Source organism: Paenibacillus sp. S25 (genome assembly GCF_019454085.1).
GTDB lineage: Bacteria > Bacillota > Bacilli > Paenibacillales > Paenibacillaceae > Paenibacillus > Paenibacillus polymyxa_B.
On record NZ_CP073683.1, the window covers coordinates 1,854,595 to 1,870,284 of the forward strand.

Here is a 15,690-nt window from a genome sequence, read left to right on the forward strand (position 1 = left end):
CTGAGTGTTTGGCGGCTTTTTCTTTATGCAGAGATGTCGGCTTTGTCTATATAGCTTATTAGTAGTTATTGCATTGGAGCTATAGCCTACAAAGCTCCTTAACCAGCTGTATAAACAGCTTTCGGGCCGAAGACATATACTGCTGGTGATGGGTGTTTTGTAGGAGTCCAATAGGAATATTCGGGTCTGTTAACTGGAGGGGGACGGTGACCAGTTCCTCCTGCATAGACATTGACGATAGAATCACTCCAACTGAAGGAATCGTTTTTACGAATGTGGGGATCGACGAGATTTGACTGACAGTATAAAAAAACGGCATCGACGAGAAGCGGGAAAGCTCTTTTTCCAGTCGTATATGGTACAAGCAGTTCTTACCTCCGACGATAAGCGGATACTCGTACAGATCTTCGAGATGAAGCTCACTTTTTACTGCAAAAGGGTGATTACGGGACACAATAAAGGCGATGTGTTCGTTATACAAGGGTTCAAAGTGTAAGGAAGGAATCAAGTGAGGTTCCCCGGAGATTGCAAAATCCAGCTTACCGTCCACCAAAGCATGTGCGAGTGCATCCGTGTTTGCAACTGTAAAATGGCATGTAATATTTGGTTTATGCTCTCGAAACTGACGCAGAACCAAGGGCAGTACGGTAGCCGCCACCGTTTCAATCACACCGATATGGAGCGTGCCAATCTCCTCCTTTTTCAGAGACTTCGCCTGGTCCATTACAAAATTCCAATGCTGAATAAGCCCGTCTATCTCCTCGGCATATAGTTTGCCTGGGGACGTTAACTCCGCATCCCAACCCCTTTTAAAAAGCTGAAATCCCAGCTCTTTCTCTAGCCTCTGGATTTGGCTCGTGACTGTAGACTGAGCGTAGTTTAATTTGGCAGCAGCTTTTGAAAACGTTCCTTCTTCGATTATGGTACGAAATGTAGTTAATTCTTTCAGATCCACGCATGCTCATCTCCATCGATGAAATTGAATATATTTATGATTATTTTTAATTATACAGATGAAAGTAAGGGGAGTACAATTATCTTATCCCAACTGATAGGAGAGATGAACATGCCATTTGTACGAGTTGGATACATGGAGCAGCAATACACAGAGCAAGAGCTGCCTTGGATTAGTCGTTGTATCATGAACGCTTTGATCGAACATTTTCAGGTTCCGGAAAAAGATTACTTTCAGGTTTTTCATGCTCATAAGCAAAGCGAGTTTTATTATAGTCCCGATTATTTGAATGTACCCAGAACAGACAAGCTGCTGTATATCCAAATTACAATGGGAACGGGTAGAACTACGGAACAAAAAAAGAGTTTCTACCAAAAGTTAGCGGAACTCTTATCTATTAAATGTAAGATTAGACCGGAGGATGTATTTGTGACACTGATAGAGACTGAATTAGAGGATTGGTCCTTTGGCAACGGACTTGCCCAGATGATTGTATGAAGCATAAATTGATCAGATCGAGTGTTCGGGAAACGATCGGTGATTTTGCTCCCGCTTTTGTAGGTTATACAGAGGATGTTCTTTTTGGAGATGTATGGAGAAGAAGTGAGCTATCTCTCAGAGAAAGGAGTCTCATTACCGTCTCCGCATTGGTAGCGGGTGAGCATGTAAATCAACTTCCGTATCATCTGAAACTGGCCAAGGAGAACGAGATTTCTGAGGAAGAGCTGGTTGAGGTCATTACACAGCTTGCCTTTTATGTAGGGTGGCCCCGGGCAGCCTCAGCTATTCAGGTTGCCAAAGAGGTATTTTGTAAAGAGAAATAGAGTTAAGTATGGACCTAAAAAAACCGCTAAGCACAAGGGATTCCGAGTGTTTGGCGGTTTTTTTGCATGGCATAGAAATGGAGAAGCGAAGGACTATCTGATCAGATGCAGGCAAAAGTCCAGATCGGCCTGGAGATGCTCCTTCATCAGCCGTTCTGCTGTATCGCCGTCATGTGCGCGGATAGCCTCACAAATATGCTGGTGCTCATCAATCAGAAAGGGACGATGATAGTAGACGACGGTATGACGGAATAAATAAATAACGGATTGCATCCGATCAAACAAATCAATCATCATCGAATTATTGCTGGCCTTCATAATGATCTCATGAAACTCTTTGTTCGCATGCATCACCTCATCCAGCGAGCCGGAACGCCCGATGTCCACACATTGCTCCAAAGCCAGTAGCTCTGTCTCGGACAAGTAGGTAGCCGCGCTGCGCGCCGCATGCCCTTCAAGCAGCATCCGTAGCTCAAAGGTGTTACGCAGATCGGTTTCAGATAGCTTGACTACACGTTTATTGACGATAAGCCCTTCCTGCTCCAATTTGCGGATGGATTCACGGATAGGCGTGCGGCTTACACCGAGCTGCGTGGCAAGCTTTTCCTCGACCAACTTGGTTCCTTGAGGGATGGTTCCGTTCAGGATCATATCACGCAGTGTTTCATAAGATTGCTGGTGTGCCGTTCGAGAGTTATTGCTGCTGTACTGCATGTCATTCACCTCTACGTCTACTTTAGCGAAAAGATAGAGGTTAAACAATGTCTTTCCTATGTATTTGATAAAAATTGATACAAATTTTATTTTTTTGTATACAAAAACGAATTTATTGTGTACAATCGCAGATATAAAAACGAATTAATAGCGCTTACATGTGATAAAAAGCGTTTACAAATGGATTTATCTAAAATCCTGAATAGGAAATCGAATTCAAAAAGCTATGGAGGGAATTTACATGACAAAGAAAATTGGATTTATTGGATTAGGTATTATGGGTCGTCCGATGTCGTTAAATCTTTTGAAAGCGGACTATGAGCTGACCGTATTTGATATTAATCAGGACACCGTCGCTGCTTTGGTTGCGTCAGGCGCACATGCAGCGGCATCCCCGAAGGAAGTTGCGGAGCGCAGTGAAATCATTTTTACGATGCTGCCGAATTCCAATCATGTGAAAGAAGTCATTTTGGGTGAGAACGGGATTTTAAAAGGGGCTAGTATTGGAAGCGTTATCGTAGATATGAGCTCGATTTCTCCAGTCGTCTCCAAAGAGCTGTCGGTGAAAGCCGTTGAGGCTGGTCTGCACATGCTGGATGCCCCTGTCAGTGGTGGCGAACCGAAAGCAATTGATGGGACATTGGCGATTATGGTTGGTGGCAAAGAATCAGTGTTTGAGCATGTCTTGGATGTTCTGCATGTGCTGGGTCAGGATGTCACCTTGGTTGGTGATAACGGCTGTGGCACAACGGCAAAGCTGGCTAACCAGATCATGGTGAACCTGAATATCGCAGCCATGTCCGAAGCGCTTGTATTTGCAGCCAAGGCGGGAATTAGTATTGAAAAAATGGTGCAAGCGATTCGTGGTGGATTGGCAGGTAGTGCGGTACTGGATGCTAAAGTTCCTTTGATCTTGCAACGGAATTTTGTAGCTGGGGGTCGGATTGATATTAACCTCAAGGACATCACGAACGTTATGGAAACGGCGCATGACATCGGTGTACCGTTGCCGCTTAGTAGCCAACTGCTGGAAATATTTCACGCACTCAAAGTGGATGGTAAAGCGGCGGATGATCACGGCGGAATCGTGCAATATTTTGAAAAACTCGCAGGCGTACAGGTAAAAGCAGAGTAGCTAGAGCATGCTAATCAAGAATTTGAATAAGGTGGAGATCACATGAATGTAAATGCAGGATATACTTCGTTGTCAGCTCTTCAAGCAGAATTGCCTCCTGAATGGGACAGCAAAGGATTGCGTCAGGAAATTCGCCGGATTAATGACGCCAGAGGACGGAAAATTATCGTATTGGACGATGATCCGACTGGGGTACAAACCGTTCATGATATCGACGTTTTGACGCAGTGGGATGAAGCATTGCTTCGTGAAGCATTCGACTCACCGGAAACGCTTTTTTATATCCTGACCAATACACGCGGACTTGATGCACAAACCGCAGAACGGATTAACCGCGAGATTGCTCGCAACGTGCAGGCTGTCGCCACCGAAAAGGGAAAATCATTTACCTTTGTCAGCCGTAGTGATTCCATGTTGCGTGGGTATTACCCGCTGGAAACGAACGTACTGGCAGAAGAAGGATCGCGTCAAAGTGGACGGAGCTACGACGGTCATTTGATCATTCCAGCCTTTTTCGAAGCTGGACGAGTAACCGGGGGCAACACCCACTACATGGTGGAGGACGATACACTAATCCCCGTACATGAGTCGGAGTTTGCTAAGGATAAGGTCTTTGGCTATGAAAACGGCGATTTAACGGCTTGGGTAGAAGAAAAGACAGAAGGCCGTATTCAAGCCTCGGAATGTCTTGTTATTTCACTGGAACAGATTCGCAAGGGCCCGGATTCTGTGCAAGAGGTATTGCTAGAAGCGAAGGATAACGTACCGATCATCGTCAACGTACTTTCGTATGCGGATATGGATGTACTGTCACTGGGGCTGCTGAAAGCAGAAGAGCAAGGGAAAACGTTTATTTTCCGCACAGCCGCTTCTTTTGTGAAATCGTATGCCGGGATATCTGACCAGGAATATTTGCCAAAGGAACGACTGATTGCAAGTGGGCAGGAAGGTCACGGTGGTATTGTGGTTGTCGGTTCCTATGTTCAAAAAACAACAAAACAGCTGGAACAGTTACTTACGTACCCGGAAATTGTGGGTCTTGAAATTGATGTGGAACGGGTGTTGGACTCTGAGGGTTACACACAGGAATTAAGCCGCGTTATCGCAGAAGCCAATACACAACTGGCTACGGGCAACAATGTGGTGGTATACAGTAGCCGCAAACTCATTGCGGTAGATAATAAAGCTGATAATTTCAAAATTAGTCAAACGGTATCCAGTGCACTGGTCGAAATTGTACAGTCGCTTGAGACGGTGCCTAAGTTTATCATCGCCAAAGGCGGCATTACTTCCAGTGATGTGGCAACCAAAGGTCTTGCTATCCGAAAAGCACGTGTACTCGGCCAGGTTGCGGCAGGCATCCCTGTGTGGCTGACCGGAGACGAAGCCAAATTCAGCGGCATTCCGTATATCGTGTTCCCTGGTAATGTGGGCGGAGAACGAACATTGCTGGAAACCGTAGAGAAAATTGAAAACGAGCAGGGTTAACCCCTGTTTTTCAACAAACTTAGAGAGCGCTTACTTAATGAGGGGGTTATAACATGTATTCCGTATTCGGACTCAGTCATGATGCAAGTTTGTTATTGTATGCACTTATTTCTATTATTGGACTGATTCTGCTGATCGCTAAAGTCAAAATGAACCCGTTTGTCGCGCTCATCGTCGGTGCTGTGTTTATGGGTCTTATTGCAGGTATGCCACTGAAAAGTATTGTGACAGCTTATCAAGAAGGTGTGGCCAGTGTGCTCGGATTTATCGCCATTGTTCTTGGTCTGGGTACGATGTTGGGTAAGCTGATGGCTGAGTCTGGTGGTGCGGAGCAGATTGCCAAGACCATGGTTCGGGTGTTTGGTGAGAAAAATGTCCACTGGGCCATGATGGTGGTCGCTGTTATTTGTGGTATTCCGGTATTCATTCAAGTAGGTATTGTACTATTATTTCCGCTCGTATTTGTTATCGCCAAGCATACCGGAACTTCGCTGATCAAAATCGGAATTTCTCTCGTGGCTGGATTGGCGGTTGTGCATAGTCTCATTCCGCCACATCCAGCAGCGATGCTAGCCGTAGGTATCTTTAACGCGAATATTGGTAAAACGATCTTTCTTGCGCTCATCGTAGCGCTGCCATCTGCAGCGATTGCAGGACCAATCTATGGAAGTTGGATTTCCAAGCGTATCAAGGTGGAGACTTCGAGTGAATTGATGGAGCAATTTACGGAAACGAAAGAAAGAGAATTGCCGGGCTTTGGTATTACACTCTTCACCATTATGCTTCCCGTCATTCTGATGCTGCTGGCGACGATTGTCGATCTGATTTTGCCAGAAGCCAACGTCTTCAGACAGGTCATTGATTTCATTGGCAGTCCGATTATTGCGTTGCTGATTGCTTTGCTGTTCTCACTTTACTCTTTTGGTTATGCACGCAACTTCGATAGCAAGCAGCTATTGAAATTCACGAACGATTGCTTGGGTCCGGTGGCTTCTATCATCCTGCTGATCGGTGCAGGCGGTGGTTTCAACAAGATTCTGACTGCCAGCGGTGTGGGTGACGCGATTGCAGGTTTTGCCCAGCATGCACATTTATCTCCGCTTGTACTGGCTTTTGTGATTGCAGGTCTTATCCGTGCTGCCGTCGGTTCCGCTACGGTAGCTATGACAACGGCGGCTGGTATTGTCGCTCCGATTGCAGCCACGATGCCGGGGGTAAGCCCGGAACTACTGGTGTTGGCTACTGGAGCAGGCTCCATCATTTTGTCCCACGTGAATGACTCCGGCTTCTGGATTGTTAAAGAATACATGAACCTGTCCGTACCTCAAACGCTGAAAACGTGGACAGTGATGGAAACCATTCTCGGGTTCAGTGCTTTTGGCATCGTGATGATACTCAGTATTTTTATCTGATTTGGTCAAACCTATCTTTCCAGAAGGCTTTTCAACATGTTTGTATTGTTATTCTGCTTTGAAAGCGGTATAGTAAGAGTAATTGAATGAAGGGTCAAGTGCCCTTCGGGATTGTTACTGTTTAGCAGGCGATACCCAAATAATGACTAATTGATTTAGTCGTTATTTGGTTTTTTTGTTATTACAAACTTTGTCATTACATCAATGAGGTGAGCAGATAAATGATCATCCGGCAAATATTTAACAACAATGTCATCCGGGCCGAAAATCAGGTGGGTCATGAATTTGTTGTCATCGGGAATGGTCTAGGCTTTAAAAAGAAAAATGGTCAGAGGGTTGATGAGGAAAAAATAGAAAAAACCTTTGTATTAAAGTCTGATAAAATTCCTCGAAAATTAATTGATCTCATTGGAGAAACATCTGTAGAGTATTTAAAGGTGGCGGATGAAATTGTAGGCAGCGCGAAAAAGGAAATGGGAGATATTTTTAGTGACAATATCTATATTTCTCTGATTGACCATATTCAATTTGCCATCTCTCGATACAGAAAATCCGTGGGACTTAAAAATTCACTGTTATGGCAAATTAAAAAATTTTACAAAAAAGAATTTATGATCGGAATGAATGCATTGGACATCATCCATGCTCAATTTGGCATCCAAATGGATGAGCATGAAGCAAGCTTTATTGCTATGCATTTTGTAAATGCAAGACAAGACGGTCAGGGAATGAAACAAACGGTTGAGATTACCGAGGTCATTGATGACATTTTCAACATTGTAACCGATTACTATCAGATTACACTGGATGAAACTTCGTTCAATTATTCCCGGTTTATTACTCATTTGCAGTACTTTGCTCAACGATTGCTGAGCAATGAACAAGAACAACTAGCTTCGGGGGATAATTTCTTGTATGACCAAGTCAAAGATAAATACGAGAGGGCCTTTCAGTGCACCCAATTAATCAATCAATATTTGGAATTAAAGCATGAAAGTGCTATGTCAATTGACGAAAAAGTGTATTTGACGATTCATATACAGCGTGTAACCTCCAGAAACGATATGGCTACTTCTTAGAAAAAAAAGCTTGCAAACGATTTCTAAGTGATTTATAGTAGGCTCACAACTTAAATATAAGGATTGTTACTGGTTAAGCAGGCGATACCTAAATGAATGGCAGTGATCATTTTCTTTGATCATACAGGCCTTTCGTTTAGGTATTTTTTTGTTTTCTGGCAATCTGCCCAAGAGGAGAATGAACATGGACCATAAGAAAATGGGCGAAGACATCGTACGTCTCGTTGGAGGAGAAGAAAATATCAATGGGCTTGTCCATTGTGCTACACGACTCCGATTTGACCTGAAGGATTCACGAAAAGCCGAAAGAGAAGCGCTTGAGAAGCACGAGGGGATCATTACAGTTGTTGAAAGCGGAGGACAATTTCAAGTTGTTATTGGCAGCCATGTTGCCTATGTATATGCGGAGATCATGAAAAACAGGAATTTTGGATCGAATTCCTCTACAGCCAGTGAATCCAGTGGTAAAAAAACATCGGTCATATCCATAATCTTTGAAGTCATTTCCGGCAGTTTCTCCCCGTTGATTCCGGCGATGGCGGGCTCGGGAATGATAAAAGCACTCCTGACGGTTCTAACCTTGCTGGGATGGATGTCTGCAACAAGTGATACTTATATGATCCTGTCTGCTGCAGGGAATGCTGTGTTTTACTTTTTGCCGATTTTACTTGGGATCACGCTTGGTATAAAGCTGAAGGCGAATCCTTATGTAGCTGGTGTGATCGGTGCGGCTCTCATGGAACCCAACTTTACGGGGCTGATGGACAAAGGCTCTGATGTATCGTTCTTGGGAATACCGGTGGTCATGATGAACTACTCCGCCAGTGTTTTCCCGATTTTCATATCCATTAGCATATATGCGTTGGTGGATAAGTTTTTGAAGAAGATCATTCTTAAGGATTTACAACTATTTTTAGTTCCGATGCTGGCTTTAATGATTATGGTTCCGCTATCTGCGATGGCTTTCGGACCTTTCGGTACAGGGGTAGGAGATTGGATTTCTTCAGGTGTGACATGGTTAATCGGTGTAAGTGGAATTTTGTCAGGGATTGTTCTTGGCGGTTTTATGACCTTTATGGTCGTCTTCGGACTTCACTGGGGTTTTACACCCATTACGATTCAAAATATCGGTGTTGGCGGTGATCCGATTGAGGCGATGGCTGCAGCAGCTGTATTTGCTCAAATTGGTGTCGCATTTGGTATCTTCCTGAAGGCGAGAAAAGATAAAACACTTAGAACTCTTGCCGGTTCCACGAGTATTACAGGATTGCTGGCTGGTGTGACAGAGCCGATTGTGTATGGTCTGGTGCTTCGTTATAAACGTGTCATTCCGATTGTCATTATCGCAGGCGCTCTAGGCGGGGCTATCAATGGACATTTTGGAGTGAAAATGACGGCTTATGTTTTTCACAACATTTTTGCAATTCCAGTATATACGCCAACCTTAATTTACGTTATCGCCATTGCATGTTCATTTATAGCTGCAACGATGCTGATCCTTATTTTTGGATATGAAAGCAAGGTGAAGGGGGAGGCCCCAGAAACAGTTGAATCCGTGAAAACAGCAGAACCAGAGCCTGTTGTTACAGCAACCAAGGCCGTTGATATCAAGAAAGAAACGATATACAGCCCGATCACAGGCAGGACCACACCATTGAGTCAAGTAAATGATTCTGCATTTTCTACAGGGGCCATGGGAAAAGGGTTAGCCATTGAACCGTCTGTCGGTGAGGTTGTAGCCCCAATAGATGGAGTCGTAACCTCGCTGTTCCCTACAGGACATGCCATAGGATTGACTTCCAATGCGGGTACAGAGATATTAATTCATATCGGAATTAACACCGTTGCCCTGAAAGGGAAGCATTTTAATCCAGTGGTTAAAGAAGGCGACAGCGTGAAACAGGGCGATTTGCTAATTCAGTTTGACAGGGAACAGATTATAGAAGCGGGATACGAAATCGTAACACCTGTCATCGTCACACTTACGCAACATAAAGTGGACGTATTTGAGACAAATCAGGAGCAGATTCAAAAAAATGAAGTATTGTTAACTCTGGTTGTGTGATACTGGCAAGCATCATCATCACATATATGAATTGCGAACATCAGAAGGATATAACTATAACTGGAGGGACTATATCATGAAACATAATCAATTGAAGGCGTTTCCTGAAAATTTTTTCTGGGGAGCTTCCACTTCCGCTTATCAAGTAGAGGGTGCATGGGACGAAGATGGAAAAGGACCTTCTGTCATTGATATGGCTAATCACGTCGAAGGGGTCACTGATTTTAAAGTAACCAGTGATCATTACCATATGTTCAAAGAAGACGTAGCTCTGATGGCTGAAATGGGCTTTAAAGCATATCGTTTCTCTATTGCTTGGACACGTATTTATCCCCAGGGCGCAGGTGAAGTTAATCAGAAGGGAATCGCGTTTTACAGCTCATTAATTGACGAACTAATTAAATACGGGATTGAACCGATTGTTACTATGTATCATTTTGATCTGCCTTATGCTCTTGAAAAACAAGGCGGTTGGTCGAAGAGGGAGACGATTGATGCCTTCGAACAGTATGCCAAAACATTGTTTGAGAACTTTGGAGATAGGGTGAAATATTGGTTAACCATTAATGAGCAGAACATGCTGATTCTCCATCCCGGTTCTATTGGCACATTAGATACAAGTCTGGAAAATCCACAAAAGATACTGTATCAACAAAATCATCATATGTTAGTCGCGCAGGCGAAAGCAATGGTATTGTGCCATGAAATGCTACCTGACGCGAAAATTGGACCAGCGCCGAATATCGGGGTTATCTATCCAGCCAGTTCCAAGCCGGAAGATACACTGGCGGCTGATAACTATGCAGCGATTCGCAACTGGCTCTATCTGGATATGGCTGTATTTGGCCGTTACAATCACATTGCCTGGAGCTATTTGGTCGAGAAAGGCTATGAGCCTGTCATTGAAGAAGGGGATATGGACATTTTAGCGAAGGGGAACCCGGACTTTATCGCATTTAACTATTATACCTCTCAAACCGTAGGAGAAAGTTTAGATGACGGAAATGATTTTTCACATACAGGAGATCAGCATGAAATTGTGGGTGAACCCGGAGCATATCGAGGTTCCGTCAACCCCAACCTGCAAACGACAGAGTTTGGTTGGGAGATTGATCCGGTCGGTTTTAGAACCACATTACGCCAAATTTATTCTCGCTACCACTTGCCTCTAATCGTGACAGAGAACGGCTTGGGCGCTTTTGACAAGCTTGAAGAAGGGGATGTAGTGAATGATCCTTACCGCATTGACTTTTTCAAGAAGCATATTGAGCAGATTCAACTGGCTATTACAGACGGTGTAGAAGTATTCGGCTTCTGTCCGTGGTCTGCAATAGATCTTGTTAGTACCCATCAGGGCTCCAGCAAGCGTTACGGGTTTATTTATGTGGATCGTGAGGAGTTTGATCTCAAGGATCTGCGTCGTATTCGTAAACAAAGCTTCTATTGGTATCAAAAGCTGATCTCCACAAACGGTGAAATTCGTTAATTAATGCAGCCGTGAAAAAGCACCTCCTTGAAATGGAAGATTTCCATTTAGGGAGGTGTTTATATTTTTTTAAACCTTAGGGGAGAGGCTGATTTCATTTAAGCAACAATTATCCCTTTTCCAGAAGTGTGATTATGTATTATATAATAGAAGAAACACAAACGGAAAGGACATCATGCATTGACCTTACAACAATTAAAATATGTCATTGAGGTTGCCAATCGTGGCTCCATGAATGAGGCGGCGAAGCGGTTGTTCATTTCCCAGCCCAGTCTGTCGAACGCGATTCGTGATTTGGAGGAAGAAATTCATATCACCATTTTTGAGCGTACCAATAAGGGGATTTCTTTGTCCAAGGAAGGCGTGGAATTTCTCGGTTATGCACGCCAGGTCGTTGAGCAGGCGGAGTTACTGGAAAGTCGCTATCTGGATGCCAAGCCTTCACCACAGCATTTTGCTGTGTCCACGCAGCATTACGCTTTTGCTGTAAATGCATTTGTGAATCTGGTGAATCAATATGGTCAAGAAGAGTATGAATTGGCTTTACGAGAGACCAAAACCCATGAAATCATACAGGATGTCAAAAGCCTGCGCAGTGAGATTGGAATCCTGTATCTGAACGAATTTAACGCCAAGGTCATCAACAAGCTGCTAAAAGATGCGAATCTGCAATTCAATAGCCTGTTTACGGCCAAGCCGCATATTTTTATCAGTGCCAATAATCCGCTATCTCGACAGTCTATCGTGACCATTGATCAGCTTCATCCGTATCCGTATTTGTCCTTTGAACAAGGGGAGTACAATTCCTTTCACTTTTCCGAGGAGATTCTCAGTACGTTGTCACATCCCAAAAGCATTCGTGTCCATGATCGGGCGACCCTTTTTAATTTGCTCATTGGCTTGAACGGCTATACGATTTCTACCGGGGTGATCAGTGCGGATCTGAACGGTAACGACATTATTTCCGTCCCTCTGGAATGTGATGAGTCTATTAATGTGGGATGGATTTGCCATAAAAACGCTGCACTCTCCAAGCTGGCTACCGTCTATGTAGAAGCGCTGCATGAGGCGATAGGGGAATAAAAGATTGGATATAGCCTTAGGTTATAACTAGCTATAGTTTATTGGAGTTACCTTATAACTGAAAATGTATGTTATCTTTCTTACAAGAACTTCACTACAGAAGCGAAAAAGGAGATAACCCTAATGAGCAGCATTCTTGACAATGCATCCCAACGTAAAGTGACCCCTTTTAGACATGATATGGTCGGCAGCTTTTTGCGCCCGCAAGCGATTAAAGACGCCAGAATTCAATTTCAAAATAATGAAATCTCTGCGGACGAGCTGAGAAAGATTGAAGATAACGAAATTATCAAGCTAGTGGAAAAGCAAAAATCCGTAGGACTTCAAGCCGTGACAGACGGTGAATTCAGACGCTCCTGGTGGCATCTTGATTTTATGTGGGGTCTGGACGGCGTGGAAAAGGTACAGCTTTCGAACGGCTACCAATTCCAGGGTGTGGAAACAAGAGCGGAAACCGCACGCTTGTCCGGTAAAATCGGACATTCCCGTCATCCTTTCATTGAAGATTTCAAATTCCTGAAGCAAGTAGCAGGTGAGGATGCGATCGCGCGCCAGACGATCCCGGCACCTGCGCAATTCCTGGCCGAGCTGTTGCGTGGCGAAAATAAAGAAACAACCGATACGTATTACAGCAATCTGGATGAGCTGGTGACGGATATCGCCAAAGCTTACAAATCCGTGATTCAAGCGTTGTACAATGAGGGCTGCCGCAGTTTGCAACTGGATGATTGCACATGGGGTATGCTCTGTGATAAAAACTATTGGGAAGCTAGACAGCATGCGGGTGAGAATGTGGAAGATACCAAAAAGCTGTTTGCCCGTGTGAATCAGGAAACGGTGAAGGATCTCCCAGCTGATTTGGTCGTTACGACCCACGTATGTCGTGGTAACTACCATTCCACCTGGGCATCTTCTGGAGGCTATGAGCCTGTAGCTGAAACCCTGTTCGGCATCGATAACATCGACGGCTACTACCTCGAATTCGATACCGACCGTGCAGGTGATTTCACACCGCTTAAGCATCTGAAAGATCAAAAGCAGGTCGTACTGGGCCTCGTTTCCTCCAAAACGGGTGAACTGGAAGACAAGCAGACGGTCATTAATCGTATTAAGGAAGCGACTCAATTCGTCGACATCAACCACATCTGCCTCAGCCCACAATGCGGTTTTGCTTCGACAGAAGAGGGCAATGTTCTGACAGAAGAGCAGCAGTGGAAAAAGCTTGCTTTCATTAAAGAGATTGCGGACGAGATTTGGAAGTAAGGGTTTAGGAGAAATACCTTGGAGAAATTTGGTCATACCCCTGTCAAGTAGACAGAACTAAAAAGACATCTTTAAGCGGCAACCGTTTCTCGGTATTCAATCGGGGAACGGTTGTTTAATTTTTTCTGAAATCTATTTTCATTATAAAATAAGATGTACTCCCGTACGTGTTGTTCTACCTCCGCTAGGGTTCCGGGTTTCGTTAAATAAATCTTCTCTGTTTTAAGATGGGAAAAGAAGGATTCTATACAGGCATTGTCTAGGCAATTTCCACGCCTTGAATGGCTTCCAAGCATTCCAAGCCGCTTAAGTTTGCGGTTAAACGGCTTGGAGGTATACTGAAACCCCTGGTCTGAATGGAGAATGACACCCTCCATGTTCACGTTCTTACTTAGAACGTCTAGCGTCTCGCTAACTAGAGCAAGGTCATTTCGTTCCGAAAGACGCCAAGCCACAATTTCATAGCTAAACAGATCTTGAATGACAGAGAGATATACAAACCGCTCTCCAGCTCGTATGTATGTAATATCGGTAACCAGCTTGGGCGTAAAGCAGTAGCATACTTCATCATTTGGTTGTACTGCTGCCTAACCAGTTCCCAATTGATCGGGCGAGTCAGTATCGGTTGCAAATTCGGATAAGCATCGGTCATGCCTAGTTCCGGTCTAATAGCAGCCCAGGGGCGTTTTCCAATCAGCAATATATAAATCGAAACGTTTTAGTTCGTCTATATATTGTAACTACGAGCGTTGGAAATTGAATTATGAAAATACTGACATAAGAAAAATGGCGATACCCTTAATAATGACATCATTGCAAAGTATCTAAATAGGTATTCTAAGTAAATTTTGATATGTATGTGATTTTATTCTAGAAAATGGTATGATGAATTGCGGAAAGGTCTATGCGATTCATCTGATTGCAGTAGTCCTCGTTTCATGAGTTGATTTTCTATATGTTCCTGATAAGGGGTGGTTATTTTTGTACAATACACCTACAGTTCCGGCGAAGTTTGAAGATTATCTAAAACTAAACGATATGACACTGGCTCAATTTGCGGAATATTCAGGTGTCCATCAAAGAACACTTAGTAATTGGATTATTCAGCATCGTCCACTTTCCGTGCAGCAGCTTGATCGAATCACTGTGACTATGGGTTTATCGGAAGGTCACTTTTACGATCTATACATAGAAAACTACATCATTGACCTCCCCCTAAACATGAGACGAATTGAACCATTGTTATATCGTTGTACGGAGCTGGACAAGCTGGAAGCGATCCGTCGATTGGTTGGACATATTATGGACAAGCTTATGTACTTTCCCAGACTATATCAAATTGCAGAAACATTATTTTCACAGCGACAACATGCCGCTGCACTATTTAACTGTTATAATGTGGCATAACTAGAAAAATATAAGTACTCCGAGCGCTTGGCAGTCTGTCAGTATCGTATATTCACGATTCAGGTTGGAGACGATCAAAGCCGAAATGTCAGGGCAGTAGCCGTTTTTGAAGCTTTTGTCGAACGACTGGATGAAATAGAGCAGCTTAACGTATTGAAGGATCTGGCTAATGTATAGGTCTTTGCGTAAATGGGACAAGTTTGACGAAATGGCGAGGAAATGAGGGCTAAAGCGGAAATCCAATATTCGATGAAACATCAACAAGAAAGTCGAGAGCATGATGATTCCGCCAAGAAGCTAAGTCGTCCCATCTTTGTGTACATCATTTATGCTGATCTACTGTGTGCTAGTGTCTGTGAAGCCCAAGGCGATTATCAACAAGTTCTACAATATACATATGACTACGCTGATTTAGATTGGGCCATAGAGACTGATGAGGATACCCGACACTGGATTGGTTTGTTTCAACAATGGGCGGAAGGCAATACTTACGTATATAAGCTTTTGTCGGGAGATATAAATGTACTACATGATTATATTGAATATATCGCTGCAACATGGGGTAGTTCCAGCGTAGCTGATACTACCCCATGTAAATGAAATGTGAAAAACGTATTTTTATGGGTAACATCTCTGGTGCTGTTGATCGTCGTATTTCAAGGAGGCTCGTACGTTTAAGAAAACGTTGTCTAGTACCAAGAATTACAAAATGAAAAGGAGGTACTTGCTGCGCTAAAAAGTATACCTTTAGGTTTGTTGTTAGGAAATATTGCGCGGCT

The 15,690-nt window shown here is 43.7% G+C and carries 12 protein-coding genes and 3 pseudogenes; 11 read left to right on the forward strand and 4 right to left on the reverse strand.

The annotated features are described in order from the left end of the window. Positions 1 to 79 precede the first annotated feature (79 nt). Positions 80 to 955 (reverse strand): LysR family transcriptional regulator, encoded by an 876-nt coding sequence (locus KAI37_RS08105; RefSeq protein ID WP_220031035.1) that lies wholly within the window; start codon positions 953 to 955, stop codon positions 80 to 82. A 111-nt stretch (positions 956 to 1,066) separates the two neighbouring features. Here KAI37_RS08105 and KAI37_RS08110 point away from each other — a divergent pair, with 111 nt between their 5' ends. Next, positions 1,067 to 1,453: a tautomerase family protein gene (locus KAI37_RS08110; RefSeq protein ID WP_220031036.1), complete on the forward strand. Its 387-nt coding sequence runs from the start codon at positions 1,067 to 1,069 to the stop codon at positions 1,451 to 1,453. Next, entirely contained in the window at positions 1,450 to 1,779 is a 330-nt protein-coding gene (locus KAI37_RS08115) for a carboxymuconolactone decarboxylase family protein (RefSeq protein ID WP_071640188.1), read from the forward strand. Before KAI37_RS08110 ends, KAI37_RS08115 begins: the two co-directional genes overlap by 4 nt. A gap of 93 nt (positions 1,780 to 1,872) precedes the next feature. Here KAI37_RS08115 and KAI37_RS08120 read toward each other — a convergent pair whose 3' ends face one another. After that, the gene (locus KAI37_RS08120) at positions 1,873 to 2,493 is read right to left on the reverse strand and encodes a GntR family transcriptional regulator (RefSeq protein WP_053325115.1); all 621 of its coding nucleotides are present in this window, start codon (positions 2,491 to 2,493) and stop codon (positions 1,873 to 1,875) included. A gap of 241 nt (positions 2,494 to 2,734) precedes the next feature. On the opposite strand from KAI37_RS08120, the gene garR reads away from it, so the two are divergent. The 8 genes from garR (at position 2,735) to KAI37_RS08160 (ending at position 13,504) form a co-directional block, all read left to right on the forward strand. Further along, positions 2,735 to 3,628, forward strand: coding sequence for a 2-hydroxy-3-oxopropionate reductase (gene garR, locus KAI37_RS08125; protein ID WP_053325116.1), 894 nt, complete (start codon positions 2,735 to 2,737; stop codon positions 3,626 to 3,628). Between the two features lie 42 nt (positions 3,629 to 3,670). After that, complete coding sequence (locus tag KAI37_RS08130; RefSeq protein ID WP_220031037.1) at positions 3,671 to 5,116, forward strand: four-carbon acid sugar kinase family protein; 1,446 nt, start codon at positions 3,671 to 3,673, stop codon at positions 5,114 to 5,116. A gap of 53 nt (positions 5,117 to 5,169) precedes the next feature. Then, on the forward strand, positions 5,170 to 6,528 hold the full coding sequence (locus tag KAI37_RS08135; RefSeq protein ID WP_076292514.1) for a GntP family permease: 1,359 nt from the start codon (positions 5,170 to 5,172) through the stop codon (positions 6,526 to 6,528). A gap of 221 nt (positions 6,529 to 6,749) precedes the next feature. Further along, the gene (licT, locus tag KAI37_RS08140) at positions 6,750 to 7,607 is read left to right on the forward strand and encodes a BglG family transcription antiterminator LicT (protein ID WP_076292515.1); all 858 of its coding nucleotides are present in this window, start codon (positions 6,750 to 6,752) and stop codon (positions 7,605 to 7,607) included. Between the two features lie 184 nt (positions 7,608 to 7,791). Further along, the gene (locus KAI37_RS08145; RefSeq protein ID WP_076292516.1) at positions 7,792 to 9,672 is read left to right on the forward strand and encodes a beta-glucoside-specific PTS transporter subunit IIABC; all 1,881 of its coding nucleotides are present in this window, start codon (positions 7,792 to 7,794) and stop codon (positions 9,670 to 9,672) included. 76 nt (positions 9,673 to 9,748) lie between these two features. Continuing rightward, a complete protein-coding gene (locus KAI37_RS08150) occupies positions 9,749 to 11,158 on the forward strand; it encodes a glycoside hydrolase family 1 protein (RefSeq protein WP_076292517.1) in 1,410 nt (469 codons plus the stop codon). Positions 11,159 to 11,338: 180 nt separating this feature from the next. After that, positions 11,339 to 12,241 (forward strand): LysR family transcriptional regulator, encoded by a 903-nt coding sequence (locus tag KAI37_RS08155; RefSeq protein ID WP_023987954.1) that lies wholly within the window; start codon positions 11,339 to 11,341, stop codon positions 12,239 to 12,241. A gap of 123 nt (positions 12,242 to 12,364) precedes the next feature. Continuing rightward, positions 12,365 to 13,504, forward strand: a complete 1,140-nt coding sequence (locus tag KAI37_RS08160; protein ID WP_076292518.1) for a 5-methyltetrahydropteroyltriglutamate--homocysteine S-methyltransferase — start codon at positions 12,365 to 12,367, stop codon at positions 13,502 to 13,504. 71 nt (positions 13,505 to 13,575) lie between these two features. Here KAI37_RS08160 and KAI37_RS08165 read toward each other — a convergent pair. Further along, positions 13,576 to 14,046 (reverse strand): annotated as a pseudogene (locus KAI37_RS08165) (IS3 family transposase); the annotation flags it as partial. Positions 14,047 to 14,048: 2 nt separating this feature from the next. Beyond that, positions 14,049 to 14,171, reverse strand: a pseudogene (locus tag KAI37_RS26655) (Tn3 family transposase); the annotation flags it as partial. A gap of 314 nt (positions 14,172 to 14,485) precedes the next feature. Between KAI37_RS26655 and KAI37_RS08170 the strand changes: the two are divergent. Then, positions 14,486 to 15,469: pseudogene (locus KAI37_RS08170) on the forward strand (helix-turn-helix domain-containing protein); the annotation flags it as partial. Positions 15,470 to 15,690: the final 221 nt, after the last annotated feature.

Bases quoted from the DNA above. Each gene is read 5' to 3' on its own strand.
- KAI37_RS08130 (WP_220031037.1), top strand. From the start codon at position 3,671: ATGAATGTAAATGCAGGATATACTTCGTTGTCAGCTCTTCAAGCAGAA.
- KAI37_RS08150 (WP_076292517.1), top strand. From the start codon at position 9,749: ATGAAACATAATCAATTGAAGGCGTTTCCTGAAAATTTTTTCTGGGGA.
- KAI37_RS08160 (WP_076292518.1), top strand. From the start codon at position 12,365: ATGAGCAGCATTCTTGACAATGCATCCCAACGTAAAGTGACCCCTTTT.
- KAI37_RS08115 (WP_071640188.1), top strand. From the start codon at position 1,450: ATGAAGCATAAATTGATCAGATCGAGTGTTCGGGAAACGATCGGTGAT.
- KAI37_RS08110 (WP_220031036.1), top strand. From the start codon at position 1,067: ATGCCATTTGTACGAGTTGGATACATGGAGCAGCAATACACAGAGCAA.
- KAI37_RS08120 (WP_053325115.1), bottom strand. From the start codon at position 2,493: ATGCAGTACAGCAGCAATAACTCTCGAACGGCACACCAGCAATCTTAT.
- licT (WP_076292515.1), top strand. From the start codon at position 6,750: ATGATCATCCGGCAAATATTTAACAACAATGTCATCCGGGCCGAAAAT.
- KAI37_RS08135 (WP_076292514.1), top strand. From the start codon at position 5,170: ATGTATTCCGTATTCGGACTCAGTCATGATGCAAGTTTGTTATTGTAT.
- KAI37_RS08145 (WP_076292516.1), top strand. From the start codon at position 7,792: ATGGACCATAAGAAAATGGGCGAAGACATCGTACGTCTCGTTGGAGGA.
- garR (WP_053325116.1), top strand. From the start codon at position 2,735: ATGACAAAGAAAATTGGATTTATTGGATTAGGTATTATGGGTCGTCCG.